Here is a 26,749-nt window from a genome sequence, read left to right on the forward strand (position 1 = left end):
ATGCATAGGGACGCATACGGACGCATAAGAGCGTGTGATAGCGTATCAGAGCGCATGAAAGATGCGTGAAGGCGCATGAAAATGCTTAAATAGGGGAGTATATGCAAAAACAGGCATATATCCGTAATATTACTCTAGTCAATTTTTAATACTCTTACCCAGTATGTATTTAAGTATCTACCGGAGTAAGTGATCAAATGTCAGGTAACTATGTCGAATCCATCTCCGAATTTCTCCTCGAATTTTTCCCTATTCCCGCCGATTGAACCCTACAAGACCGGCATGCTCAAGGTCGATGAATTGCACACCTTGTATTGGGAAGAGAGCGGCAATCCCGATGGGCAGTCGGTACTGTTTTTGCATGGCGGACCAGGCGGTGGCACGTCGCCGACACACCGGCGCTTTTTTGATCCGGCGCATTACCGCATCGTCCTGTTCGATCAGCGCGGCGCCGGCAAATCTACTCCGTTAGGCGAATACCGTAACAACACGACGCCGCTCCTGATCGACGATATCGAAAAAATCCGCGTCATGCTTGGCATCTCCGACTGGCTGGTCTTTGGCGGATCATGGGGCTCCACACTCGCGCTAGCCTATGGCGAAGCGCATCCGGAGCGCTGCCTCGGCTTTATCCTGCGCGGCATCTTCCTGTGCACCAAGGCCGAAGTTGAATGGTTCGTCAACGGCATGGGCAATTTCTACCCCGAAGTGCATCAGCGCTTTGCCGACGCCATCCCCGCTGAAGAGCGCCACGATCTGCTGCAAGCCTACGTCAAGCGCCTGTTTTGCGATGACCCCGCAATCTACATGGAGGCCGCCCGCAACTGGAGCCGCTACGAAGGATCTTGCCTGTTCCTAGAGCCACAGCCGCAAGCAATTGAAGATTTTGAGTCAGACGCGGTTAGCCTCGGCATCGGTCGTTTAGAAGCGCATTACATGCTGCACGGCGCCTTCATGGAAGAGGATCAACTGATCCAGCAAATCGGCAAAATCCGCCATCTGCCAGCCGTCGTTGTGCAAGGCCGCTACGACGTCATCTGCCCGCCAGTATCAGCCTACCGCCTGCATCAGGCCTGGCCAGAAGCCGCCTTCCACGTGATCGTCAACGCTGGGCATGCCGCGATGGAGCCGGGGATTGCGAGTGAGTTGGTGAAGGCGACGGAAGAGTTTAAAACTGGTAGGCGGTTTTCTTAGGGGATTGATTTTGGCGGGCTATAACGGGTTTGCTCAATGGTGGTGCTCAATTAGATAACGTTTAGGTGCCGGGATCGCCGCCACCGATAAATAAAATAACATTGAAATGGTTCGCGGCGATTCCCTGCCGACCGTCATGTTAGCCAATGAAAATCTCAGAAAATCGATCGGCAGGCCATTTCTTTTTGTCTGAAACTTGACCATCTCCAAGTTCAATTAACCTTGGTTGCCCGTCTGAATTATGCACGATATCAACGGAGAAAAAAGGGCTGCGAATTCTTGATGCAATAATTCGAACAATCTTCGGCACGACACCATCACCTGCATAGGCAATGTGGTTAAACACAAAGTAACGCTCTTCTGTGTCGGGGAGTAAGTTCTCATATTCTCTTACACAGACACCGCCTTCGATTTGCCCTCGGAACTTCTCGATTAACGCCACAATTTCGAATACTTCGGCAACATTTTCTGCGATAGAGCCACGAGATGTCGTGAGTGACTTCACGTAGTCTTTAACAAAATAGGCCGACCATCCCAATGTCAAAAGCGAGGATGAAAAATCAGCATCTTTGCTTAAGAATACAGTTTTTGGTGTGAAGTCCTCGCATAAGGAGTACCACTCAGGCAGGTAATGACAATGTTGATATTGGGCAGAAGTTGTCAGTGCTCTTGCACCTTTGGCTTCAATGGCATTTTGCAGTTTCTGGTAATTGTCTGGTGTGAGCATCCAACCACGATAGATGATTTCATCGCCTTCCGAAAAAGATGGATTTGGTCTAAATTCACCTTGTTCAAAATCTTCAGCGGAATACAGCGAGCACGACAACCCTGCAGCTTGCGCCGCCAGAAAGTCTTCTTCGTAAGCCTCGCCAGGTTTCTTCTTATCAAATGGATCGCATGGATATAGGAAGCGCATGGTTTTTTTCGGTGGCTAACGCAGAGGTGCCGGGATCGCCGCCACCATAAAATTAATAAAGGGAGAAACCATCACCGGCGATTCCCCGACGACCGACCTGTTAAACAATGAACTACCATAGTTTCCACCAAGTTCTTGATCGTTTGAAGCGCATCAAAGAAATACTCTCCGGTTCAATCTGCGATGAGTCAATCGCTCCCTCAAGTTGATATCCAAAAAATTCAAGCAACGCGGATTCAGCCAATTCCAAAGGATGAAAAGCAAACGGATATTCAGATTCATCTTCTTCTGGATCAACCGCAGGATGTTGTCCGTTCCAGTATGGTTCTTCAAACGTCAATTTTGTACCAATGTCTTCGAGAACGCCACTGTCTGGTGATAGACTCAGCGATCTTTGAAGTTTGCCATCTCTCCAAATGGCATATGCAAACCAATCGACAGTACTGTGCATCGCATGCAAATACAATATATTTCCAAACGCAGGATCGAGAAATTGTGTTGGCAATTTGGACGGGTAGTCAATGCCAAATTCTTTCGCGGCGATTATATTCAACCCAGGAAAGCAGCCGATAATCAATTCGTTATCAGGTGGGCACGTATAGGATAGATCGACATCCGAAAGAGGTTTCAGGGCTTCAGATGGAAAAAGTTTTTTTGCAAACTCAACAGTGGCTGCTCGATCCAACACTGGGTTCTTCCTAAGTGTCTCGCTTATACTTTCATTGCAAGATATAAGCATCCATGTTTTCGCACCCATCAGTGGTTCCTTGTGTTGTTTAACGCAGAGCTACCCGGAACTGCGCGTGATGCACACAAACCGAAGAGCAAAAGATTGATAACGTACTGAACGTTGAAATGACTAATTGAGCAGTTTCCGTGTTGAGCGTCATGTTAAAGCTCATTTTTTGAGAATTATATGTTTCAAAATGGTAATCATCACAGCTCCTTTAGGACAATCTCAAGAGGAACATTTTGCAACGAATCACAAGAAGTCGAAACACGAAAAATCTCAAGTAATGAAAAGAGAGCTTCCTTTTTCCACGCATTACTACTTAGATGTAGTCTATCGTCGTAATCGCGCAAATTCTCGAAAGTTAGCGCGCCAACCACTTCTTTGTGCAATTCATTCAAAAGATCGAAAGGTTCTTCCAAATTAAAGACAGGCCAATCATCACACGCGCTCCTAAGCAAGCGCGCGACTTCACGTGAACGCTCACTAGCAGATTCGTTTCCCTCAAGTTCTGCAAGTTCAGCGTAATTGATTAAGGTTTCTACATTGCTCATAAAGGAATCATTGTGCTTTAACGTTTGAGTTAAGCGGAGCGCCGTAGGCACATCCGCTTGAATGATGAGTTAGGCTGGACCTTTGCCTCCTACCCACCCAGCTTCGACGTGTTCCACTGCTCGAAGGATCTTTTCAGCGAACGCGCGTGCCTCTGCGGTATTGAATTCGACTGGATCAAGATAGGGAAGCGCAGCAACCTTAATATGAATTACGCCCTCATCCTGATTCCCGTCACACATAACAATTTCTTCATACTTTGGTTCAATCCAATTTGGTCGAAGACCTTGAGCAGATTCCTCTCGGACTTTCACAAGCGATTGGACATTGCCCATCTGAGCCTCGATTTCACCAACACAGCCCCAACAATCGCCGCCACAATCAATTGAAAGTGGATCGCTTGGATTTCCCAATGCACGGTTACAGATCGAACAATTCATAAGCCTAACGTGATTTAATTTTCATTTTGCAATGATAACCGACGGAACAAAAAAAGTAGCTTGCTCTACATCTCTTGAAATGCTCATGGACGTGAGCTATATTTGGTTATACTGATTAAATATACAGTATAACCAAATGGACAAAAACATCACGCCTGTAAAACCGCGTTTACTTGACCAAGTGCGTGAACGCTTGCGTTATAAGCATTACAGTTTGTTAACAGAAAAGGTCTATGTATATTGGATACGTTTCTTTATACGCTGGTCTGGATTGCGTCATCCTGTGGAAATGGGGGCGCCCGAAATAGAGGCGTTTTTGACGATGCTGGCAACCGATAGGCAAGTCTCTGCATCTACCCATAAACAAGCTTTAAGCGCTATTTTGTTTTTGTACAAATAAGTGATTCAAGTTGATTTGCCTTGGATGCAGCAAATTGGTCGGCCAAAAACATCGCAACGTTTGCCGGTGGTGTTGACGGTTCTGGAGGTGCAGGCGATCTTCGCTGTTTTAAATGCCAGTCATCCGGAATTTGCTTTATTCGCCAAGCTACTTTATGGCACCGGGATGCGGGTTATGGAAGCGGCGCGTTTAAGGACCAAGGATATTATATTTGAACCTAGAAACGGCAGTTGGACGAGTCTGAGTGTGCATTTTTTCGGTTTCCCAGCAAGGCGAGACGAGGCGCAACCTTCACGTTGCAACGAGGAGCAACGAGGCTGGGGAGCCGAAAAAGTGTGCAATCAGATTCGTAGCGTTCTCACCAAAACGGTGATGGTGAAAACACTGACATGATTCAATTGAATCAAACACTTAATTTCACTGATGAGCGGTCAACTGCCGTTTCTAGGTTGAACGAGGCGCGATTATTATTCGCGAGGCCAAAGGCGGGAAAGACCGCGTGGTGATGTTGCCAATCAGTTTGCAACGTGATTTGCAGAACCAATTACAGCAAAGCAAGTTACTTTGGCAAATGGACGTTGATATGCAAAAAAGTGGCGTTGAAATGCCCTTTGCATTGGCCAAAAAATATCCGCGAGCCGAGCATAGTCTGGCGTGGTTTTGGGTGTTTCCTCAAAAAAATCTCGCGACTGATCCAAGATCTGGCGTAGTGCGCCGACATCATCTTTTTGCTCAAACATTTCGCCGTGCTTTTACTACTGCGTTAAGGCATACAGGCAACCATAAACCGGCAAGTCCGCATACGTTGCGGCATAGTTTTGCGACCCATCTATTGCAAAGTGGTTGCGATATTCGTACTGTGCAAGATTTGCTTGGGCATGCTGATGTCAGCACTACGATGATCTACACTCATGTGTTAAGAGTAGCTGGTGGCGTACGCAGCCCGCTGGATGCCATGGCGTAATTTTTTAATATCGGATAGTACAAATTGTCATCAAGCTGCATGTCCTTCCTATCTCTGCGAATTGATTGCAACAGATGGAAATGTCAGTTTATTGTGAATGGCGTTTCGCTCGTTGCGATTGGCGTTCGCGCTGAAGCAGCCCGATAAATTTCACACCTTGCGTCGTATAGCGCTGCCAAAGACGATGCGGTTCGCTGGCTAGGCGCCAGAACCATTCCATGCCGATTTTTTGCATCCATAGCGGGGCGCGTTTTTTTTGTCCTAAGGCGAATTCCATGGCGGCGCCGACGCAGAGTAGTAGAGGTGCATTGTTCTCGGTAAATTCTTTACGATAGCGGAAGCACCAGCGTTCTTGTTTGGGCATGCCGAGGCAGACGAAGACGATGTTGGGTTGCGCTTGCTGGACCAGGCGCGTGGCTTCGGTGCCTTCTTCGCCGTCTGCGGAGAATTGCATTGAGGGGCAAAAAATACTGACTTTTAAGCCGGGGTAAGTTTGTGCGAACGCTGCTAACAGCGCGGCTTCTTGTCCCGGTTGTCCGCCGATGACAAAAATCGATAGTTGTCTTTGTATCGCACCTTGGCACAGCGAGACAAATAAATCGGCACCGGTGACGCGTTCTGGTAACGGGGTTGCTGCCGTTTTGCTGGCCCAGATAATTGGCATGCCGTCGGCAAAGATAAAATCAGCTTCGGCGTATTGAGCCTTAAATGTCGGGTCACTATCAAGCTTGACGACGTGATCGACGTTGGGCGTGACGACGATGCGGCTGGCATGATTGCGCTGGCTGGCAACCTCTAGCAAATGTGCCGTTGCCTCGTCAAATGTACAGGCTCGAATATCCAGTCCGAATAAATGGCTGATCTGTAGCGCTTGGTCGCTTGGCAAATGGTCGTTGGCTAAGGGCATGGGGTAATATTCGCAGAGGGTTGCACATAAAGAATTTTGATTATCTCAGCTATCGCGGTGTTTCTGTATTCGAAAGTATCAACATGTTTCATAAAAACGGTAAAACCAGAATAAAAATTTGCGGCTTGACGCAGGCGGACGATGTGCGGCGTGTGGTCGCTGCGGGGGCGGATGCCTTGGGCTTTGTGTTTTATCCACCTAGTCCGCGTTATGTCACGCCCGCAGTGGCGGCGAATCTGGTCAAAGAGATTTCGCCATTTGTGATGTCTGTCGGTTTGTTTGTGAATGCGACGATTGAGGAGTTGCAGGCGACGGTGGCTGCGGTGCCGCTGCAGTTATTGCAGTTCCACGGTGATGAGACCGCGGCGCAGTGTCACGCACTTGCCAGCGCTGTGAACCGCCCATTTATTAAAGCTTTTCGGGTCAAGCCCACCACAAGCGCGGCTGATTTGCTAGAATGCGAATCAGAATATCGTGCGGCAAGCCCTTTGTTTGCCGGATTATTGCTTGATATCTTCGTCGATGCGTACGGAGGTAGTGGAAAGGTTTTTGATTGGTCTCTCATCCCAAAAGAACTCGCGCCTCGGGTCGTTTTAAGTGGTGGCTTGAGCGTGCAAAACGCGACTGACGCAGTGCGTCAGGTTCGTCCGTTTGCGGTCGACATCAGCAGTGGTGTCGAACTGAGCAAAGGGATTAAAGATGATGTCAAGGTACGTGCTTTTATTGAGGCCGTTCGCTTGGCAGACAATGAAAACTAGCTAATCAGCGTTGTTAATGAGTTTTGTCATTACGCTCTTTTAATGCGCTTAGCTAATCGCCACTGAAAGTAAAATCATGAGTACGATCAATCCTCTGTCGCCAACCCAGCCGGGTTTGCAGTCTGCATCTCAGTCTAACCCGCAGGCAATTTTTCATGCGGCTGAATACAATTTTCCTGATGCGCGTGGTCATTTTGGCCAATATGGCGGTACTTTTGTGTCAGAGACCCTGACACATGCGCTCAACGAGTTAAAAGAAAACTACGCACGCTATCAAAATGATCCAGAGTTTTTAGCCGAATTCCGCGATGAGTTGCATCACTTTGTCGGTCGCCCGTCACCGGTGTATCACGCCAAGCGCATGTCCGAAATCAGTGGCGGTGCGCAAATCTATTTCAAGCGCGAAGACTTAAACCATACCGGCGCGCACAAAATCAATAACGTCATCGGACAGGCTTTGCTCGCCAGACGCATGGGCAAACCGCGTGTGATTGCTGAAACAGGTGCAGGGCAGCATGGCGTGGCAACGGCGACAATCTGTGCACGTTTTGGCTTGGAATGCATAGTCTATATGGGGTCGGAAGACGTCAAGCGCCAGGTGCAAAACGTTTATCGCATGAAGCTGCTTGGCGCGACCGTGGTGCCAGTTGAGTCGGGTTCCAAGACCTTAAAAGACGCGCTGAATGAGGCGATGCGCGACTGGGTTGCCAATGTGGACAACACGTTTTACATCATCGGTACCGTCGCTGGCCCACATCCTTATCCTATGATGGTGCGTGACTTCCAATCCGTGATTGGTGAGGAATGCTTATGGCAGATGCCGGAAATGACCGGTCGGCAGCCGGACGCTGTGCTGGCTTGTGTCGGCGGTGGCTCGAATGCGATCGGGATTTTCTATCCGTACATTGATCAAAAAAATGTGCAATTAATCGGCGTGGAAGCAGCAGGCGAGGGCATGGAAACAGGCAAGCACTCAGCGTCGCTGACGGCGGGTTCACCTGGGGTGCTACACGGTAATCGTACGTATCTGCTGCAAGACGCGAATGGTCAGGTCATCGAGACGCACTCGGTATCGGCTGGACTGGATTACCCTGGCGTGGGGCCAGAGCATGCATGGTTGAAGGATATGGGGCGTGCCCAGTACGTCACGATTACTGACGTCGAGGCATTGAAAGCCTTCCATGATTGCTGCCGAATCGAAGGTATTATCCCGGCCTTGGAATCGAGCCACGCGCTCGCTTACGCCTCCAAACTTGCGGCGACGTTGCCTAAAGACAAAATCATATTGGTGAACTTGTCAGGTCGTGGCGATAAGGATATGCATACCGTGGCCGAAAAGGCCGGACTAAAGTTCTATTAACTGAGCAGCTGACTTTACTTTCTGGGGATTCTCTTGTTTGGTAGTCAACTTGGCGATTTAGCTTAGTTCAGCTTAGCTTGGTTGAATAAAATCGCTTGAGTAAAGTCAATATTGCACATACTCCCACTGTAACTTAATAAAATACTGCCTTACCCGCATGTATTGATTAGGGATTGAAAATATACGGGATGGGAGTATGCGTTTTTTAATAAAGCCAGGCTATCTAAGTCACTTAAGTCATTCACGCGAAAAATTACTATGTCAAGAATACAAACTACATTGGCCGCATTGGCTGCCAATCATAAAAAAGGCCTGATTCCCTTCATCACTGCCGGTGATCCTGCACCGTCGTTGACCGTGCCTTTGATGCATGCTCTGGTGGAGGGTGGTGCTGATATCATTGAGCTGGGTGTGCCATTTTCTGACCCCATGGCGGATGGCCCTGTGATTCAGCGGGCGTCTGAGCGGGCTTTGCTGCATGGTGTCGGCTTGCGTGATGTATTACAATTCGTCCGCGAATTTCGGACCAGCAATCAGACAACGCCCGTCGTGCTGATGGGATATGCCAATCCTATTGAGCGTATGGGGATAGATGCGTTTATCGCGCAAGCCTCTGAGGCCGGTGTGGATGGCGTGCTGGTTGTCGATTATCCGCCCGAAGAGTGTGAAGAGTTCGCCGGCAAAATGCATGAGCAGGGGATGGATACGATTTTCCTGCTGGCACCGACATCGACTGATGAGCGCATTGAGCAAGTTGGTAAAATTGCTACGGGTTACGTGTATTACGTGTCACTCAAGGGAGTAACAGGTTCAGGAAGTCTGGATCTGGATGCGGTAGCGGAGATGATTCCACGCATCAAAAAACACGTGAAAGTCTCGGTGGGCGTGGGTTTCGGGATTCGTGACGGTGCCACGGCACGTGCGATTTCGACGCTGGCGGATGCAGTTGTGATAGGCTCTCGCATTATTCAGGAACTGGAAAGTACGCCTCACGAAAATGCGGCGGCAGCTGTAAAAAGCTTTATTTCTGGTGTCAGACAGGCTTTAGACGAGTAAAATACGCTCCGAAACTGTTTGACCGTCTAGGAAGAACATGATGCTTGCGTGCAAAATTTGTACGCAAGCCGAATTCAGGAGAAATTATGAGTTGGCTAGAAAAATTGCTACCACCGCGCATACAGCGCTCAGAATCTGCAAACCGCAAGTCCATCCCCGAAGGTCTATGGGTCAAGTGCCCGTCCTGTGAAGCGGTTCTCTACCGCTCTGATCTAGAAGCAAATATCCACGTATGCCCTAAGTGCAGCCACCACATGCGTATCAGCGCGCGCGAACGTCTGGATGCTTTGCTGGATGCTGGCGGTCGCTATGAAATCGGCCAAGAAATTCTGCCTATTGATACGCTGAAATTCAAAGACAGCAAAAAATACACGGATCGCCTGAAAGACGCTCTCGAAGCGACAGGCGAGACCGATTCGATGGTGGTCATGGGCGGTTCTATTATGTCCGTGCCGGTCGTCGTGTCTTGCTTCGCTTTTGAATTCATGGCCGGTACGATGGGGTCTGTATTGGGCGAGCGTTTTGTGCGTGGCGCGCAAGCGGCGATCGACCAAAAAGTACCATTCATCTGTATTACTGCCAGTGGCGGCGCTCGTATGCAAGAGGGCTTGTTGTCCTTAATGCAGATGGCAAAAACTACCTCGATGCTGACCAAGCTGTCAGAGAAGAAACTGCCTTTTATCTCAGTATTGACGGATCCAACGACCGGTGGCGTGTCTGCTTCTTTCGCGTTTCTGGGTGACGTTGTCATGGCAGAGCCAAAAGCCTTGATCGGTTTTGCCGGACCACGTGTGATCGAAAATACCGTACGTGAAAAATTGCCGGAAGGCTTCCAGCGTTCTGAGTTCTTGCTGCAAAAAGGTGCTATCGACATGATCGTCGACCGCCGCAAAATGCGTGAAGAAATCGCTCGTTTATTGGCTCTCTTGCAAAATCAATCTGCTGAAGCCGTCGCTTAATCATCTTCATTATTAAAGAGAAGCCCGAGACATTGTCCTTCGGGCTTTTTTTATCTTATGCAAACTATTCCTATTAGCCCAATTAATCTCAACGACTGGCTCGCGCTGTTAGAAACACGTCACTCCAAAGAAATTGACATGGGGCTGGACCGTGTCGCCGCGGTGAAAGAACGTCTCGATATCCGCTATGACTGCCCCGTGATTGTGGTTGGCGGGACTAACGGCAAAGGCTCTACCTGTGCGATGCTGGAGGCGATTTTGCTGCAGGCCGGTTATCGTGTCGGTCTGTATAGCAAGCCGCATTTTTTGGATTTCAATGAGCGTGCCCGTATTAATGGCGAATCGGTCAAGGACCAGGTTTTTGTCGACGTATTTGCAGAGGTAGAAAAGGCGAGGATTGAAAGTCAGAGCGGTAAGGAAATTTCATTAACGTATTTTGAATTTACCACGCTGGCGATCTGTAAATTACTGGCCGACGCCAAACTAGATGTCGTGATTCTGGAGGTCGGACTTGGCGGCCGCCTGGATGCGGTCAATGTCATCGATGCGGATGTCGCGATTGTGACCAGTATCGATATCGATCATGTTGATTACCTCGGAGATACCCGCGAAAAAATCGGTTTCGAAAAAGCCGGAATTTTTCGTGCGGGCAGAACCGCGATCTGCGGTGACCCGTTACCACCTCAAAGTCTGATTGAGCACGCCACTAAGATTGGCGCGGATCTCTGGCTGTTTGGACGCGACTTTAATTACTCCGGTGATAAGCAGCAGTGGAACTTTGGCGGTCGCGAGCAACGCCGTAATTCTCTTGGCTATCCTAGCCTGCGCGGTGCAAATCAGTTGTTGAATGCCTCTGCCGTATTGGCCGCACTGGAGTCCCTGCGCCATCGCTTGCCGGTCGGCGCGCAGGAAGTGCGTAATGGACTGGGTATGGTCGATCTACCAGGGCGCTTTCAAGTCATGCCCGGTCGTCCGACCGTGGTGCTGGATGTCGCGCACAACCCGCATGCCGCAGCAACTTTATCGCAAAATTTTGACAACATGGGTTTCCATGCCTATACCTATGCGGTATTCGGTTCGATGCTGGACAAAGATATCGATGGCGTGATCGCGCAGATTGAAGGCAAGATTGATCACTGGTGCGTGACTGACCTGCCACTGCCACGTGCTGCCAGCGCCGAGCATATTAAAACCAGATTGATTGCGGCCGGCGTGCTCAGTGATCCGGAACATAGTATTCAATGTTTTGAAAATCCTGAGGCGGCGTATCGTCACGCACTCAGTAAAGCGGGTGAAAATGATAGAATAGCGGTCTTCGGATCTTTTCTCACAGTAGCCGGTGTGATGAAAGCCCGTCAACGTACGACTCACTAACCAAAGAAGTTTGCACATGGGCTTGTTCTCGTTGTTTAAACAAAAGCAAGATGCATCACACGATCAGGACGATGGCGAATTTCGTGCTCGTACTGAAGATGAGACCAAGCCGGCGCGTGGTAGCGGCAAACGTGCTGAAAATGCACGCAAAAGCAAGTCAGCAGATCCGGTATTGCCGGAAAAAAAACGTGCCCGTCGCCGCCTGATCGGTGCCGTTGCTCTGGTTCTCGCCGCCGTGATCGGATTGCCTTTGCTGCTGGATTCAGAGCCAAAACCTTTGGCAGATGACATCGCTGTTCAAATACCGTCTAAAGATAAACTGCCTTCCGCTGAGCAGACCGTTGCGCCAAAAAGTGTAAATAAGCGTTCTGAGCTACCGGAAGAAATCATCGAGCCTTCCCAATTACCTGCTCTTGGTAAAAATGCCACCGCTCTGCCAGCCGTAGGACTTGCCGATGGCAAATCGGTGACTAAGCTAGACGCCAGGCCAGATGCGAAAGTCGATGCGAAATTAGAAAAAACACCAGAAAAAACATCTGAGCACAAGCCTGAACCAAAAGTCCAGGTTGATGCCAAAACCGTATCCAGGGTTGAAGCAAAGAACGAAGCAAAGCCAGAGGGCAAATCCGACACTAAGTCAGACGCCAAGACAGACCTCAAGTCCGAATTAAAAGCGGATATCAAAGCATCCGCAAAAACTACGGCAAAATCAAACAGCCAGGATGATGACGCCGCACGTGCCTTAGCCATTCTGGAAGGCAAAACCGTTAAACCGGCAGTCGCCACAGAGGCTCAGTCCAAAGAGCACGGATATGTGGTTCAGGCAGGTGCGTTTGCAACTCAGGAAAAAATCAACGAAGTACAGGACAAGCTCAAAGCTGCCGGTATCAAGTCGTACACACAAAAAGTAGCGACCACGCCTGCGGGCGATAAATCGGTGACACGTATCCGGATTGGCCCGTTTGATTCTAAGGAGGAGGCAGACAAGACGGCGTCCAAGCTGACCAAGCTTGGTTTAACTCCGAAGTTGATTCCCAACTAATGATCCCCATATTCACTATAACGGAATGATGTTGTGACGCTATTTGATTACGTGGTGCTCTTTATTCTGATCTGTTCCATCGTGATCAGTACCATGCGTGGACTGGTCAAAGAAATGTTGTCGCTAGTGAGCTGGATCGTCGCCTTTGTCGTAGCAAATGCCTTTAGTGCGACGTTGGCGGGCTACTTACCGGATTTGTTTCCTGGACAAATGTTGCGTTTGATAGTGGCATTTTTAGCCTTGTTTATTGGCGTGCGTTTGCTAATGTCCTTATTGATGATGGCCGTTGACGCTGTGCTTAAAGCCAGCGGACTGAAATTGGCCGACAGAGGATTAGGCGGTTTGTTTGGCTTAGCGCGTGGCTGCGTCTTAGTACTGGCTGCGGTGATGATTTGTGGCATGACTGCCATTCCGCAGCAGGCGTTCTGGAAGGATGCCTTACTGAGCCCGGTGGTTGTGACCTCCGCACAAACTGTGATGCCGTTTTTGCCTGCGTCGATTACGCGGCACGTCCATTTCTAAAGCATATCTGAATCGTTTTTAATTTGTTTTTTTAGGAGTCCACCATGTGTGGCATCGTTGGCGTAGTTTCAAATAATCCCGTCAATCAACTGTTATATGACGCTTTGCTGTTGTTGCAGCATCGTGGTCAGGACGCAGCAGGTATCGCGACGGGTCATGGCAACAAGTTTGCCATGCATAAGGCAAATGGTCTGGTGCGAGATGTATTTCGTACTCGCAATATGCGCTCTTTGCCAGGTAATATCGGTATCGGTCAGGTACGCTATCCGACCGCTGGTTCTACCAGCGAAGAAGAAGCGCAACCGTTTTATGTCAATGCACCCTTCGGTATTGTATTGGCACATAACGGTAACCTGACCAATGCAGATGAATTGAAGATCGAGTTGTTTAAGAATGACATGCGTCATCTGAACACTGATTCCGATTCTGAAGTATTGCTCAATATCCTTGCACATCAAATCCAGGAAGTCACCAGTGGCTACTCGCTGGATCCTCAGTCAATGTTCCGTGCGGTTTCAATGCTGCACCGTCGTGTACGCGGCTCCTATGCAGTAGTTGCACAGATCGCCGGTTATGGTTTGCTGGCGTTCCGCGATCCCTTTGGCATTCGTCCTCTGTGCATTGGTTTATCGCATACCGAGAGTGGCGTTGAATACATGATCGCCAGTGAGTCTGTCGCACTCGAGGGGTTGGGTTTTAAATTCTTGCGTGACGTAGAGCCTGGTGAGGCTATCTTTATTGATCTCGACGGCAAGATGTATAACGAACAGTGTGCAGAGAACCCAACGCTGAATCCGTGTGCGTTTGAGTATGTTTATCTGGCCCGCCCGGACTCGATTATCGACGGCGCATCCGTGTATCTGACTCGCCTGAAAATGGGTGAGTATCTGGCTGACAAAGTCCGCAATCAATTCCGTGATGGTGAGATTGATGTGGTCATGCCGATTCCTGATTCTTCGCGTCCCTCCGCGATGGAGCTGGCGATGAAACTGAATCTGGATTACCGCGAAGGCTTTATCAAAAATCGTTATATCGGACGTACCTTCATGATGCCTGGTCAGGCAATCCGCAGAAAATCAGTGCGTCAAAAACTCAATGCGATCAAGCAGGAGTTTGCAGGCAAGAGTGTTTTACTGGTCGATGATTCCATTGTGCGCGGCACTACAAGCCGTGAAATCGTACAGATGGCACGCGAGTCGGGCGCCAAGCGCGTTATTTTTGCATCGGCAGCACCGCCTGTTCAATTCCCTAACGTTTATGGTATCGACATGCCTACCCGTAGCGAATTGATTGCTTATGGTCGCAGCGAAGAAGAGGTTTGCCGTGAAATTACTGCAGATGCTCTGGTGTATCAAGATGTGGCCGCGATGAAGCGTTCTATCTCGGATATCAACCCGATGTTGCGTAATATCGAAGCTTCTTGTTTTGACGGACATTACATTACCGGTGACGTATCCTCTGCGTATTTGGATCGTCTGGAGACGGCTAGAAATAAGCCTCGCCCTGACACTGAGGACATGATGCGCTCTCAGCTAAATTTAAACCTGGCAGAGCGCGGGGATTAATCGCCGTCAGTGCAGTATCAGCATCAGTATCAGAAAAAGCCCGATATCCACTGGTATCGGGCTTTTTCTTTTTCTACTCTGCTTTGCTTTACGGTTTATAAATTGAAACGTAACTTTCTTGTTCAGTCCTCAACCTTGTCCTGACGTTTGAAGCGATATTCAAGCAAATTTAAAACGATCATCATCCCCGCACCCAATGGCGCTAACAGCGCCAGTATCCAGAAAATCGCATTGAAATAGACGTTGTCGCGCAGCACGCTTTTACGTGGTTCTTTGGCTTCCATTGCCGCAGCTTCGGATGCTAGCGAGGCCGCAGCCACCTGATCCTGGATGGACACCATCAGTGTCGCCGGTGCTGCAGGTGCTGAACTGGGCTGCGGTACAGATTGGCAAGGCTGGCTATTTCCAGTTCCGCCACAAGGTTTATCCGCAGCCAGCGTAGGATACGAGCAAAGCGTCGTTAGCAAAACGATGAGCGAAAGAGTAAGACGTTTCATGTTAACAAAAGAGTGAAATCAGGTCGCGATCTTAACAGTTCTGACGCCATTCGTGATGCTCAATTCATCGCTGGCGATTGTTGCACCGCTTGTTTCTTTGAAATCTTAATTTATTGAAGTGTCAATTTGAAGTGTCAATGTGAGCTGATAATTGCAGTCATCAAGTGCGTCTTCAAAATCCATGTCAAAACGACCAAAAAAATCTGACTATCAGGTATAGTCCTCGTGTTTCGTTCACTGGCAGACAACATGACATCCTTACTATTAGACGTAAAAACTCTTAGCAAGTCTTTCGGTCAGCGCAAGGTTGTTGACTCGGTTTCTTTTTCTCTCAAGCATGGACAAACCCTAGGGCTGCTGGGGCCAAACGGGGCTGGCAAGTCCACAGCGGTGAGTATGATCTGCGGCCTGTTGCGCCAGGATCAGGGGGAAGTTCGTATCGGTGGGCAGCTGGTCGGCGAGGGAAATAATGCTGTTAAGCGTAAGATCGGTTTTGTACCGCAGGATCTGGCGCTCTACGATGATTTGTCTGCCATGGAAAATCTTAAATTGTTTGGCGCTTTATATGGGCTGACGGGGGGCGCACTTAAGGCCCGGTGTGACGCGGTGTTGGAGTTGGTGAATTTACGTGACAGAGCGGCAGATAAGCCGGCGACTTTTTCTGGTGGCATGAAGCGCCGTTTAAATATTGCCGCAGCCTTGTTGCATGATCCTCAACTGCTGATATTGGATGAGCCTACGGTGGGAGTTGATCCGCAAAGCCGGAATGCGATTTTTGATAGCCTTGAGATACTCAAGAAGCAGGGGCGGGCCTTAATCTATACCAGCCACTATATGGAAGAAGTCGAGCGCCTGGCTGATCATATTGTGATTATTGATCACGGCAAAGTCATTGCTAATGGGAGTCCACAAGAATTGTATCAGCGCTTGCCTGCACAGGCTGCGCTGGAACTCGATCTGGATCGTGCCCCCGGTGCTGAAACACTCGCAGCATTAGCAGAGCAAACGGGCGTCACTCAGATACAAACTACAGGTGCACATCTTGACGTGTCCTTACTTCATTCCGGCTACGCTTTACCAGTGCTGCAATGGGTTAATTCTCAGGGATATGCGTTACAGCATTTTTCTACTGCAAAAACTAAATTGGAAGATATTTTCCTGACTTTAACTGGTCGTAGCCTGCGCGATTAATTTCTACTTTTACCTGAGGAGATTACGCGCGCCATCGCCTGGAATTTGCTCACAATGATCTGTTTTGAAAGAATAATCATGATTGCTCTTATTGCACTGATTCGTAAGGACTTGATCCTGTTTTTTTCTGATCGCCGGGCGATGTTGCTGACTCTTGTCATGCCCGTTATTCTCGGTGGTTTTTTTGGTTTTATCACCGGTGGTTCCGGTAGTAAAGACGCCTCAAAAATCCTTGTTGCTCTGGTCATGCAGGATACGCACGTGATTAGTCAAAAAATCGCTAGCGGCCTGAAGTCGGAATCGAGTTTGCAGATTTCAGAGTTGCCCCTAGAGCAAGCGCAGGAGCAAGTGCGCAAAGGTAAGCTGAATGTCGCAATCGTCATCCCTGCGGGTTTTGGTGAGTCAGCGGGAGCGGCTTTATTTGGCGGCCAAGCTAAACCAGAACTGCCAATTTATTACGATCCATCCCAATCAGCGGTTCTTGCGATGGTAAAAGGCATACTCACACAGTATGTGATGCAGAGCGTCAGTGCCGAAATGTTCAGCGGCAAGAGTGGACTGACTATGGTGGATAAAAACATTAGCGATTTTGAGGCGCACCCGGAGTTTGCTGCTGCTCATCCTGAATTGAAGGATTTTTTAGGTAGCTTGAAAAAATTTCAAAGCTCAAATCTGACGAAAAGTGCTGAGAAAACGGACTCTCCTGCAAGTGCCGGGAAAGATGCATCAGTTGTCGGTGGACTGTCGATGCCGTTCGTGACTAAGGATCAGGCGATGGTGGCCGGAGATCCTGTTACGGCGCGCTATAACGGTTATGCTCATTCCTTTGCGGGTATGACAGTACAATTTATTTTATTCATGGCGATTGATGCTGGCATCAGTATTTTGATGGCGCGACGACTCGGCTTATGGAATCGTTTACTTGCGGCGCCGGTCAGCCTGAACACGGTTCTCATTGCGCGTGCCTTGTCTTGTGCGCTGATTGCATTTGCTTTAACAGGCATTATTTTTTCAATTGCCGGTGTGATTTTTAAAGTCAAAATCGCTGGCAGCCTGATTGGCTTTGTTGGCGTTGCTTTAAGTTTTTCTCTGATGACGGCGAGCTTTGGATTGTTGATCGCTGCTTTTGGGAAAACGCCAGAGGCTGCACGTGGTATTTCTGTGTTTGCGACCTTGATTATGGTGATGTTGGGCGGCGCCTGGATGCCGTCTTTTTTATTCCCTCAATGGTTGCAAAACCTGACCTTGATTGTACCTACTCGCTGGGCGGTCGACGGTTTTGATGCGATGACCTGGCGTGGACTCGGATTGGATGCGGCTTTGCCTGCCATTGGTGTCCAGCTCGGATTTTTTCTGTTGTTTGTGAGTCTCGCTTTATGGCGCTTCCGTAAGCAGCAAAACAGTATTTGATACTTGTCACTCCTGATGTGACAGTCTGTCGGGATGTGTTGTTGCGGACATCAACGTATCCTTAAGTAACAGCTTCGATCCAGGCTGTTTCAATATCATACAAAACAGCGGGGCAAACCGCTGGTTTGTTATCTGTGTTTGAAAATACAATGCGGCTACCTCTCCGGCAGTTTCGAACGAGCTGCACTGATGCATCGCGCAATTGCAGGAGTCAAAAAAATCAACACGCTTCTACCATGTCCAAAAATATCTCTGTCGGTTTTTCTTTGAAGTTGATGCATCTGGCATTGGCAGGTGTGTTTTCAGCCAGTGTCGCAGCTCCGGAAATAGCCTTGGCGCAAACTGAGTCGGTTAGTCCACCCGAAGAAAAAACGAAAGATGCCAGTCAGTTAAAACCGGCGACACCAGAAAAAAAGACCAGCCCTCAAAATAACGACGCAAATGTTAAGCCCGGCGCTCCACTGATCAACCAGAATGCAACTCAAAAGGTGACGATTACGGGCGGTCGCCAATCCGATCTGGATGAGCGACGTCAATCTACGGCAGCAAAAATTATTTTCGGCCGCGAAGAACTAGATCGTAATGGTGATTCAAATTTAGGTGAGGTATTAAAGCGCTTGCCAGGCGTGACTATCGGCGGGCGCCCAGGACGTGGTGGTGATGTCCGTATGCGGGGCATGGGGAATGGCTACACGCAGATTTTACTTAACGGAGAAAGGCCGCCGCGCGGGTTTTCGATGGATTCGCTCTCACCGGATCAGGTCGAGCGTATTGAAATTATTCGCGGACCGGTCGCTGAATTTAGTACGCAGGCGATCGCGGGTACGATCAATATCGTATTGCGTGAAGACTACAAACAAAAAGATACTGAGATCAAATTCTCAGAAAGTCTTGAGCAGGGGCGTTCTGCACCGAATCTATCTATTAGTTATCCCGGACAGATTGGTAACGTATCCTATGCATTAAGCGGCTCTATTTTTCAGAATCGTCAGCGTGATGAAAACTTGACGACAACTTTGGAGAAAAATACGCAAGGCCAGCCAAGTCTGATGCAGACACAGGAGGATGAAACTAATCGTCGTACCCGCGGCATTCAGCTGACGCCGAGATTGAATGTGCGGTTTGATAATGGCGATACGCTCATGTTGCAACCTTTCCTGATGAATTCGCGTAGTGATTCGACGATATCTAGCGTGGTTGATCAGACGCTGACTGATATCAATCATCTTGCTGAATATGCCATGGCAAATACGTCCAGCACGTCAGAAAATTCTTTTTTACGTGGCTTTGGTAACTGGCAGCACAAGTTTGCAGATAATGCCAAACTGAATGTGAAATTTGGCGGTGGCATCGGGAAAATAAATAGCTCATCGTTACGTACGGATTATGATGCCAGCGGCAAGTTCATGACTGCAATCAGTGATGTCAATGACACGCGAGATAGCAGTATCAATATCGGTGGAAAATATACTCAACCTTGGGGTGAGAAACATACGCTGGCGGCGGGATGGGATCTGGAGACTAGTCAGCGTGAGCAGATTCGTACATCGTTAGATAGTCAGAATCGCCCGCAGTTCGCTGAATCTGGCGACAATGTGGATGCAAACACAAGACGTGTTGCGGTCTTTGTGCAGGATGAGTTCGATATTAATTCTCAGCTCTCTGCCTATGCCGGTTTGCGCTGGGAAGGTATTCGCACTAGCAGTACCAGTCTCAGCAATGCGGTCAATAATACAAGTAGTGTCTGGAGTCCGGTATTGCATGGTGTCTGGCGTATTCCGGGCGAAAGCAAAGATCAGATACGCGTGAGTTTGACCAATGCTTACCGTGCACCTGGTTTGAATGACTTGATTGCATTGCCGACGAATTCACCAATAAATAGTGAAACTAAGCCTGACCGGACCGGCAACCCCAATCTGAAGCCGGAATTGTCCAAAGGTATTGATATCGCGTTTGAGCACTATCTAAGCCGCGCGGGAATTATGAGCGCCAATATTTTTGCCCGTGATATCAATGATCTGATACGTCGTCGTACTTTGCATGTCGACACCGTGTTAGGACTTCGCTGGGTATCGTCCCCGGTCAATATCGGCCATGCAACGACCAAGGGCATAGAGCTGGAAGCAAAATTCCAGTTACAGGAATTTTTCCCGGAGGGGCCTGCAATCGATTTGCGTAGCAATTACAGCCGCTTCTGGTCTAGCGTTGACGATATTCAAGGCCCTAATAACCGCCTGGATCAGCAGCCTAAGCAAACTGCAAATGTCGGAATCGACTACCGTATGGCGAAGTTACCGCTGACTTTTGGTGGTAATGTTAACTGGACGCCGGCCTATGAGATTCAGACAAGTGAGACGCAAATCAATAGCACGGGAATCAAGCGCCAGCTCGATTTTTATAGTCTCTGGAAAATCAATCCGACCACCCAATTACGCTTGTCAGCGAATAATTTGTCTGGTAGTGATTATTTGAGTTCCGGCATCGACACAACTGGTGGCATTAATCATATGGATAGTAGTGTGGCTAAAACGTATACAACTTGGTCCCTGCGCTTTGAAATTAAGATCTGACCGATACCATCGGCAATTAGTTGGCGATGGCAGGTTGTTGAGTGTGCAGTGCAGCAGAGTCTGATTTGACGGAGTACAATCAAGTAACCCGCACTTTGCCTTGCATAATCATGTCCACCGAATTATTGAATGTTGATCTTCATTGCCACTCCACGATTTCAGATGGTGTACTGGCACCCGCTGAGGTTGCTGCCCGCGCCAAGGCAAACGGTGTGGATGTCTGGGCGTTGACCGATCATGATGAGATCCGCGGTATTCCACAAGCTCGTTCCGCCGCGCTGGATCTGGGTTTGCAGTATGTGACCGGTGTTGAGATATCGATTACCTGGGCGGGTAAAACTATCCATATCGTCGGTTTGAATATCGACGAGAAAAATGAAAACCTGATACGCGGTCTGGCAGAAACCCGCTCTGGTCGTGAGCGTCGCGCTCACGAGATGGCAGCAGGTCTGGCAAAGGCAGGTATTCCAAATGCCTTTCAGGGTGCGTTGACCTATGTGGGTAATCCTGATTTGATTTCGCGGTCACATTTTGCGCGCTACCTGGTTGAAATCGGTGCCTGCGATACCGTGAATGAGGTGTTCAAGAGATATCTGATTGAAGGTAAACCCGGCTATGTGCCACACCGGTGGGCGACACTGGCAGAAGCAGTGAAGTGGATACAAGGTGCCGGTGGTGAGGCCGTGGTTGCCCATCCGGGGCGCTATGAGCTTAGTCCTGTTGCATTTGACGCCTTTTTTAATGAGTTTAAATCTTATGGGGGCTCTGCGATCGAGGTCGTCACCGGTAGTCACACGGTTGATCAGTATGCGGAATATACAAAAATTGCCAGCCGCTACGGGTTTCTAGGGTCGCGCGGTTCGGACTTTCATGGTCCTGACGACGCCGTTGTGGATTTAGGCCAATTGCCGCCACTTTCGTCTACACTCACGCCAGTCTGGTCGAAGTGGATGTAAATCATCTTGAAATTTTCTTATTTCACCCAATTTATGCGGCGGGTCTAACTTTTTAGGGATGTCCGAATGAAACGTATAGTGCTATTTTTGGCAACGAATCTGGCTGTAATGCTGGTGATGTCGCTAGTTTTGTCGATGCTTGGCGTCAATCGCTATCTGACCGCGAACGGTTTAAATATGGGCACCTTGATGGTGTTCTCGCTGGTTGTCGGTTTCACGGGCGCTATTTTTTCCTTACTGATTAGCAAGCCGATGGCCAAATGGTCTACCGGCGCACGTGTGATCGATGCACCGTCTTCGTCTACCGAGCTATGGCTGGTGAATACCGTCAAAGCGCTGGCTGAACGCGCTGGTATCGGCATGCCTGAGGTTGCTGTCTACGATGGTGAAGCAAATGCATTCGCGACGGGCGCATTTAAGAATTCTGCGCTGGTTGCTGTCTCAACCGGCTTGCTAGAGAGTATGACGAAGGAAGAAGTCGAAGCTGTCTTGGGGCATGAAGTTGCTCATATCGCGAATGGCGACATGGTCACGATGGCGCTGATTCAAGGTGTGGTGAATACCTTTGTCGTGTTCCTGGCGCGGGTTGTCGGTTATGCGATTGATAAAGCGGTGTTCCGCAATGGCGACGACGACCGGCCAGGTATTGGTTACATGATTACGGTATTCGTTTGCGAGATTGTGTTTGGTATTGCAGCCTCAGTGATCGTTGCCTGGTTCTCGCGTCAGCGAGAGTTTCGTGCCGATGCCGGATCAGCAAAATTACTGGGCAATCAGTTGCCGATGATTCACGCGCTAGCTCGTTTAGGCGGTATGCAGCCGGGTGAGTTGCCAAAGTCGATGGCGGCGGCCGGTATCAGTGATAAAGCTGGCTGGAGCGCCTTGTTTTCCACGCATCCACCAATGGAGCAACGGATTGCGGCTCTGCAAAATCTTAAATAAATACATTTTTTTATAAAATGGCGGTAGCAGGGATGTCCCGCTACCGCCTTTCTACTTTTATCGTCATTACTGATCGCTGATGAGCCAATTTTTTCAACTGCATCCTGATAACCCGCAGCTAAGGTTGATCAAGCAAGCTGCCCAGATTATTCATCAGGGCGGTATCGTGGCATTGCCCACAGATTCTTGCTATGCACTGGTATGTCACCTTGATGACAAAGACGCCGTCACACGTTTGCGGCGCATTCGTGCTGTGGATGAGAAGCATCACCTGACTTTGTTGTGCCGGGATTTGTCAGAAATCGCTTTGTATGCAAAGGTCGATAACCGTCAATACCGCATGCTTAAAGCAGCGACGCCAGGTGCATTTACTGTGATTCTGGAAGCGACGAAAGAAGTTCCACGTCGCCTGAGCCATCCTTCGCGTAAGACCATAGGTTTGCGAGTTCCAGAAAATCGCATTACTCACGCATTGTTAGAGGAGCTGGGACAGGCTTTGCTAGGAACCACTTTAATCTTGCCGAACGAGGACGAGCCTCTGACAGATCCTGAAGTTATCCGTGAAAAACTGGAAAAACAAGTGGACCTGATCATAGACGGCGGTGCCTGCAGCCTGATCCCTACCACGGTCATCGATATGACAGATGATGTGCCTGTGCTGATCAGGCAGGGTAGGGGTGACGCAGCTTTGTTCGGTTTGTAATCCGGAGCTCTTTGAATTTTAGATAGTGAAAAACCAATATGAATGAATTAATTCAAACCGTTGCTGTGTATGCCTTGCCGGTGATTTTTGCAATCACTATGAGGGAGGCTGCACAGGCATTTGCGGCTAAATATTTTGGTGATACTACAGCTTATAGCCAAGGACGAATGACATTGAATCCTATGAGTCATATTGATCCCCTAGGTACGATTGTGATCCCTATTGTGCTGTACATAGCAACGAGCGGCGCATTTCTATTTGGCTATGCAAAGCCAGCCCCAGTAAATTTTTCGAACTTAAGAAATCCAAAGAAAGATATGGTTTGGGTTGCCTCATCTGGACTCGCCGCAAATTTTGCAATGGCATTCTTGTGGATGTTATTGGCAATTTTTTTACAGGTTTTTGGTGTCAGCGAGGATTTTTTTGTTCGCATGGCAAATGCCGGTATTTTGACGAACCTGGTGATGTTTGCCTTTAATCTGTTTCCTATTCCACCTCTGGATGGTGGTCGAATTCTGGTGAGTTTATTACCTTACAAGCTGGCATATAAATTCGCACAGATTGAGCAATACGGGTTTTTCATCGTGATGGCTTTGGTGATGTTGCACGTGCTGCAGTTTTGGATGGTTCCTGTCATGTGGTTAGCAGAAACGCTGCTTTATCTCATGATGTCGCCAATCCGGTTTTTACTTAGCTGATCCTTGATCAATATGTCTGCGACCATCAATGCGCCGCATGCCGGATCCGATGCATCTGTTTGGGTGCGTCGCTTCGCATCCCTGATACCCAAAAATGCTGGCCCTGTATTAGATCTGGCCTGCGGCGGCGGCCGGCATACTCAACTGATGCTGGCTGCCGGATACGAGGTCTGGTCCGTGGATAGAGAGGCACCGTTGCTTTCGCCACTTGCCAAGCTTGGCGTGCGGACTTTTCTGCTTGACCTGGAGGCCGATGCAACAGTCTGGCCATTTCAGCGACATCAGTTCGCAGGCGTCATCGTGACTAATTATCTGCACCGGCGACTTTTTTCGCATTTGAAAATGGCTTTGGCAGAAGGTGGCATATTGATTTATGAAACCTTTGCCGACGGTAATGCGAGTTTTGGCCGGCCGCGTAATCCAGATTTTTTGTTGCGACCCGGTGAACTTTTACAGCAATTCGGGTCTGACATAAGCTCTGGTCAACAAAATCAGGTGATTGCATATGAGCATGGGTATGTGGAACATCCGCATCCGGCAATAGTGCAGAGAATCTGTGTACGCAATATGTCGGGGATATCGGAGATGTCTGATGTGTCAGCCAGCATGATGAATAATCTGTCTGATTCTCTGAATAGGATTTGAAGTCATTTTCAAGCGATTCCTGCCCATAGTGATGCCCTATCCGCTACAATCAAGGTTTTACTTTTTCACGCATTAACATGACAACGATACAGGGTAGTCTGGTTGCAATTGTGACCCCCATGCACGCCGACGGCAGTCTCGATCTGCCATGTCTGCGCAAACTGATTGACTGGCATATCGCCGAGGACACTGACGGCATCGTGATTGTCGGTACCACGGGCGAGTCGCCTACGGTGTCGGTAGAAGAGCATTGCGAATTGATTCGCGTCGCCGTCGAACACACTAATAAACGTATTCCCATCATCGCCGGATCTGGCGGCAATTCAACGGCAGAAGCAATTGCGCTGACCAAATTCGCCAAGGAAATTGGTGCAGATGCATCTTTGCAGGTAGTGCCTTATTACAATCGTCCCACGCAAGAGGGCATGTATCAGCACTTTAAGAAAATTGCTGAATCGGTTGATATTCCTGTGATCCTATATAACGTGCCAGGCCGTACCGTTGCTGATATGAGCAATGAGACAATTCTGCGTCTGGCGCAAGTCCCTGGCATTATTGGTGTTAAAGAGGCTTCAGGTAATATCGCTCGCGATACGGACTTGATTCGTCTGGCACCAGCGTCCTTTGCTGTGTACTCTGGTGACGATGCGACGGCAATGGCGTTGATGTTCTGCGGCGGTAAGGGCAATATTTCTGTAACAGCCAATGTGGCTCCTCGTGCGATGCATGAGTTGTGCGTTGCCGCGATGCGCGGCGATATTGCAACAGCAGTGGCAATCAACAATCGTATGCTGCCTTTGCACAATAAATTGTTTATTGAGCCAAATCCTTTGCCTGTGAAATGGGCAATGCAAGAGATGGGTCTGATACCAAGTGGCATTCGCTTGCCTTTGGTGCCTATGTCAGAGCAGTATCATGATGTAGTTCGCACTGCTTTACGCGAGTCAGGTGTATTACAATAGCGTCGCTTGGGCGGGTATCTGATTCCCGCCTATGTTTTTATGTACATTTAATTGATTACAAATCGTAGGGACTTTCACATGGCAAAAAGCTTTGTTGCTAAAAATGGGATCATCAGTGCATTAGCACTGGCTGGTGTAATCAGCTTAAGTGCTTGTACGTCAATTGGTAATATTCTTGAGCCAAATAAGATCGACTATAAAAGTGCGAGCAAAGCTGCCACAGTATCTCTGGAAGTTCCACCTGATCTGACGCAAATTCGTCGTGATAATCGTTTTGCCGTCCCTAACAGTAACCAAGGTAGTGCTACTGCCTCAAGCTATAATCTGCAAAAAGGGAATGTTGCCGCCACTTCGGGCGCTACTGCCATTGCTCCCCTGCAAGTGAAGTCCATGCGCATTGAGCGTGATGGATCTCAGCGCTGGTTGCTGGTGAATCAAACACCTGAGGTTCTATGGCCGCAGATCAAGGATTTCTGGCAGGAGCTGGGTTTCCTGATCAATATTGAATCTCAAGAGTCCGGCGTGATGGAGACGGATTGGGCCGAGAACCGCGCCAAAATTCCACAAGATATTATCCGCAATACCTTAGGTAAGGTGCTCGATTCTCTGTATTCGACCGGTGAGCGCGATAAATTCCGCACGCGTCTCGAACGCAATGCCAAAGGCGAAGTCGAAATTTACATCAGCCACCGTGGCGCACAAGAGGTGTTAGTCGGTAACCAGAAAGAGGGTACTGTCTGGACGCCGCGTGCTAACGATAGCGGTCTTGAAGCAGAATTTTTGTCTCGTTTGATGGTGCGTTTGGGTGCGGATGCTGAGCAGGCTAAAGTTGCTGTCGCGTCGCCAACGCAATTGAAGATTCGCGCCAAGCTGTTGAAGGCCGATAACGTGTCTTATGTTGAAACAGATGAAGGTTTTGACCGCTCATGGCGTCGCGTCGGTCTGGCACTGGATCGTATTGGATTCACCGTCGAAGACCGTGATCGTTCACAAGGTCTCTACTACGTTCGCTACATCGATCAGGACATCGATGCGAAAACTAAAGGTGCAAGCGAAGGCTTCTTCTCGAAATTATTCTCGTTTGGCTCTAGCGATCCAAAGAATGCCCAAAAGTACCGTATTCTGGTTTCTGGCAAAGGAGAAGTCAGTCATGTCAGTATCTACGGCACAGATGGCAAGGTTGAGATTTCTGCAACTGCTGACAAGATACTGCAATTGCTGAATGAGCAATTGAAATAAGGTATTTCACATTAAAAAATGCGACTCATTGAGTCGCATTTTTTTGTCTGTTATGTTTTAGAGGGTAATCTGAGAGGTGATCTGGAAAGTAATCTAAATACCTCTTTTCCCCTGAGTAAATAACATTGCTGTGATGCAATTTTATTGGGCCGACTGGTAAAAAAGGGCGAAAAAAAACCGACTCGAAAGTCGGTTTT

At 48.8% G+C, this 26,749-nt stretch carries 27 protein-coding genes and 1 pseudogene; 22 read left to right on the top strand and 6 right to left on the bottom strand.

Translation table 11 applies throughout. The features are described from left to right. The first annotated feature begins 210 nt into the window (after nt 1-210). The gene (pip, locus tag ACO0LE_RS08780; protein ID WP_422960019.1) at nt 211-1,194 is read left to right on the top strand and encodes a prolyl aminopeptidase; all 984 of its coding nucleotides are present in this window, start codon (nt 211-213) and stop codon (nt 1,192-1,194) included. 139 nt (nt 1,195-1,333) lie between these two features. Here pip and ACO0LE_RS08785 read toward each other — a convergent pair whose 3' ends face one another. The 4 genes from ACO0LE_RS08785 to ACO0LE_RS08800 form a co-directional block, all read right to left on the bottom strand. Next, entirely contained in the window at nt 1,334-2,110 is a 777-nt protein-coding gene (locus ACO0LE_RS08785; RefSeq protein ID WP_422960020.1) for an ATP-grasp domain-containing protein, read from the bottom strand. A 112-nt stretch (nt 2,111-2,222) separates the two neighbouring features. After that, a complete protein-coding gene (locus ACO0LE_RS08790; RefSeq protein WP_422960021.1) occupies nt 2,223-2,867 on the bottom strand; it encodes a DUF6928 family protein in 645 nt (214 codons plus the stop codon). Nucleotides 2,868-3,046: 179 nt separating this feature from the next. Continuing rightward, nucleotides 3,047-3,394, bottom strand: coding sequence for a hypothetical protein (locus ACO0LE_RS08795; RefSeq protein ID WP_422960022.1), 348 nt, complete (start codon nt 3,392-3,394; stop codon nt 3,047-3,049). A 69-nt stretch (nt 3,395-3,463) separates the two neighbouring features. Then, nucleotides 3,464-3,832 (bottom strand): hypothetical protein, encoded by a 369-nt coding sequence (locus tag ACO0LE_RS08800; RefSeq protein WP_422960023.1) that lies wholly within the window; start codon nt 3,830-3,832, stop codon nt 3,464-3,466. 136 nt (nt 3,833-3,968) lie between these two features. On the opposite strand from ACO0LE_RS08800, the gene ACO0LE_RS08805 reads away from it, so the two are divergent. The 3 genes and pseudogenes from ACO0LE_RS08805 to ACO0LE_RS08815 form a co-directional block, all read left to right on the top strand. Then, nucleotides 3,969-4,232 carry a phage integrase N-terminal SAM-like domain-containing protein gene (locus tag ACO0LE_RS08805; RefSeq protein ID WP_422960024.1) on the top strand — a complete coding sequence of 88 codons (264 nt, stop codon included), beginning with the start codon at nt 3,969-3,971 and terminating at the stop codon, nt 4,230-4,232. Further along, nucleotides 4,233-4,625, top strand: coding sequence for a hypothetical protein (locus tag ACO0LE_RS08810; protein ID WP_422960025.1), 393 nt, complete (start codon nt 4,233-4,235; stop codon nt 4,623-4,625). 58 nt (nt 4,626-4,683) lie between these two features. Next, a pseudogene (locus ACO0LE_RS08815) lies at nt 4,684-5,196 on the top strand (tyrosine-type recombinase/integrase); the annotation flags it as partial. An 88-nt stretch (nt 5,197-5,284) separates the two neighbouring features. Here ACO0LE_RS08815 and ACO0LE_RS08820 read toward each other — a convergent pair. Beyond that, the gene (locus ACO0LE_RS08820; RefSeq protein ID WP_422960026.1) at nt 5,285-6,103 is read right to left on the bottom strand and encodes a WecB/TagA/CpsF family glycosyltransferase; all 819 of its coding nucleotides are present in this window, start codon (nt 6,101-6,103) and stop codon (nt 5,285-5,287) included. An 83-nt stretch (nt 6,104-6,186) separates the two neighbouring features. Here ACO0LE_RS08820 and ACO0LE_RS08825 point away from each other — a divergent pair, with 83 nt between their 5' ends. From ACO0LE_RS08825 to purF, 8 genes are all read left to right on the top strand, one after another. Further along, nucleotides 6,187-6,861, top strand: coding sequence for a phosphoribosylanthranilate isomerase (locus tag ACO0LE_RS08825; RefSeq protein WP_422960027.1), 675 nt, complete (start codon nt 6,187-6,189; stop codon nt 6,859-6,861). A gap of 76 nt (nt 6,862-6,937) precedes the next feature. Then, the gene (gene trpB, locus ACO0LE_RS08830; protein ID WP_422960028.1) at nt 6,938-8,221 is read left to right on the top strand and encodes a tryptophan synthase subunit beta; all 1,284 of its coding nucleotides are present in this window, start codon (nt 6,938-6,940) and stop codon (nt 8,219-8,221) included. A 258-nt stretch (nt 8,222-8,479) separates the two neighbouring features. Continuing rightward, nucleotides 8,480-9,277 (top strand): tryptophan synthase subunit alpha, encoded by a 798-nt coding sequence (trpA, locus tag ACO0LE_RS08835; RefSeq protein ID WP_422960029.1) that lies wholly within the window; start codon nt 8,480-8,482, stop codon nt 9,275-9,277. Nucleotides 9,278-9,363: 86 nt separating this feature from the next. Further along, nucleotides 9,364-10,236 carry an acetyl-CoA carboxylase, carboxyltransferase subunit beta gene (accD, locus tag ACO0LE_RS08840; protein WP_422958280.1) on the top strand — a complete coding sequence of 291 codons (873 nt, stop codon included), beginning with the start codon at nt 9,364-9,366 and terminating at the stop codon, nt 10,234-10,236. A 57-nt stretch (nt 10,237-10,293) separates the two neighbouring features. Next, nucleotides 10,294-11,610, top strand: coding sequence for a bifunctional tetrahydrofolate synthase/dihydrofolate synthase (gene folC / locus ACO0LE_RS08845; RefSeq protein ID WP_422960030.1), 1,317 nt, complete (start codon nt 10,294-10,296; stop codon nt 11,608-11,610). Nucleotides 11,611-11,626: 16 nt separating this feature from the next. After that, nucleotides 11,627-12,652 (top strand): SPOR domain-containing protein, encoded by a 1,026-nt coding sequence (locus ACO0LE_RS08850; protein ID WP_422960031.1) that lies wholly within the window; start codon nt 11,627-11,629, stop codon nt 12,650-12,652. 33 nt (nt 12,653-12,685) lie between these two features. Beyond that, nucleotides 12,686-13,174, top strand: a complete 489-nt coding sequence (locus ACO0LE_RS08855; protein ID WP_422958277.1) for a CvpA family protein — start codon at nt 12,686-12,688, stop codon at nt 13,172-13,174. Between the two features lie 44 nt (nt 13,175-13,218). Continuing rightward, nucleotides 13,219-14,739 (top strand): amidophosphoribosyltransferase, encoded by a 1,521-nt coding sequence (purF, locus tag ACO0LE_RS08860; RefSeq protein WP_422960032.1) that lies wholly within the window; start codon nt 13,219-13,221, stop codon nt 14,737-14,739. Between the two features lie 122 nt (nt 14,740-14,861). On the opposite strand, the gene ACO0LE_RS08865 is transcribed toward purF, so the two are convergent. Continuing rightward, nucleotides 14,862-15,236, bottom strand: coding sequence for a hypothetical protein (locus tag ACO0LE_RS08865; RefSeq protein ID WP_422960033.1), 375 nt, complete (start codon nt 15,234-15,236; stop codon nt 14,862-14,864). A 249-nt stretch (nt 15,237-15,485) separates the two neighbouring features. On the opposite strand from ACO0LE_RS08865, the gene ACO0LE_RS08870 reads away from it, so the two are divergent. The 10 genes from ACO0LE_RS08870 (at nt 15,486) to bamC (ending at nt 26,552) form a co-directional block, all read left to right on the top strand. Continuing rightward, nucleotides 15,486-16,427: an ABC transporter ATP-binding protein gene (locus ACO0LE_RS08870; RefSeq protein WP_422960034.1), complete on the top strand. Its 942-nt coding sequence runs from the start codon at nt 15,486-15,488 to the stop codon at nt 16,425-16,427. A gap of 78 nt (nt 16,428-16,505) precedes the next feature. After that, on the top strand, nt 16,506-17,837 hold the full coding sequence (locus ACO0LE_RS08875) for an ABC transporter permease (RefSeq protein ID WP_422960035.1): 1,332 nt from the start codon (nt 16,506-16,508) through the stop codon (nt 17,835-17,837). 236 nt (nt 17,838-18,073) lie between these two features. Further along, a complete protein-coding gene (locus tag ACO0LE_RS08880) occupies nt 18,074-20,407 on the top strand; it encodes a TonB-dependent receptor plug domain-containing protein (protein WP_422960036.1) in 2,334 nt (777 codons plus the stop codon). Nucleotides 20,408-20,517: 110 nt separating this feature from the next. Next, complete coding sequence (locus ACO0LE_RS08885) at nt 20,518-21,363, top strand: 3',5'-nucleoside bisphosphate phosphatase (RefSeq protein ID WP_422960037.1); 846 nt, start codon at nt 20,518-20,520, stop codon at nt 21,361-21,363. Between the two features lie 66 nt (nt 21,364-21,429). Then, nucleotides 21,430-22,305, top strand: coding sequence for a protease HtpX (gene htpX, locus ACO0LE_RS08890; protein WP_422958270.1), 876 nt, complete (start codon nt 21,430-21,432; stop codon nt 22,303-22,305). A gap of 79 nt (nt 22,306-22,384) precedes the next feature. Beyond that, nucleotides 22,385-23,008: an L-threonylcarbamoyladenylate synthase gene (locus tag ACO0LE_RS08895; RefSeq protein WP_422960038.1), complete on the top strand. Its 624-nt coding sequence runs from the start codon at nt 22,385-22,387 to the stop codon at nt 23,006-23,008. A gap of 38 nt (nt 23,009-23,046) precedes the next feature. After that, complete coding sequence (locus tag ACO0LE_RS08900; protein WP_422960039.1) at nt 23,047-23,706, top strand: site-2 protease family protein; 660 nt, start codon at nt 23,047-23,049, stop codon at nt 23,704-23,706. A gap of 12 nt (nt 23,707-23,718) precedes the next feature. Continuing rightward, the gene (locus ACO0LE_RS08905; RefSeq protein ID WP_422960040.1) at nt 23,719-24,351 is read left to right on the top strand and encodes a class I SAM-dependent methyltransferase; all 633 of its coding nucleotides are present in this window, start codon (nt 23,719-23,721) and stop codon (nt 24,349-24,351) included. 77 nt (nt 24,352-24,428) lie between these two features. Next, nucleotides 24,429-25,313, top strand: a complete 885-nt coding sequence (gene dapA / locus ACO0LE_RS08910; protein WP_422960041.1) for a 4-hydroxy-tetrahydrodipicolinate synthase — start codon at nt 24,429-24,431, stop codon at nt 25,311-25,313. A gap of 78 nt (nt 25,314-25,391) precedes the next feature. Then, entirely contained in the window at nt 25,392-26,552 is a 1,161-nt protein-coding gene (bamC, locus tag ACO0LE_RS08915) for an outer membrane protein assembly factor BamC (RefSeq protein ID WP_422960042.1), read from the top strand. Nucleotides 26,553-26,749 lie beyond the last annotated feature (197 nt).

Origin of the sequence: Undibacterium sp. Xuan67W (genome assembly GCF_049340165.1) — a bacterium.
GTDB lineage: Bacteria > Pseudomonadota > Gammaproteobacteria > Burkholderiales > Burkholderiaceae_D > Undibacterium.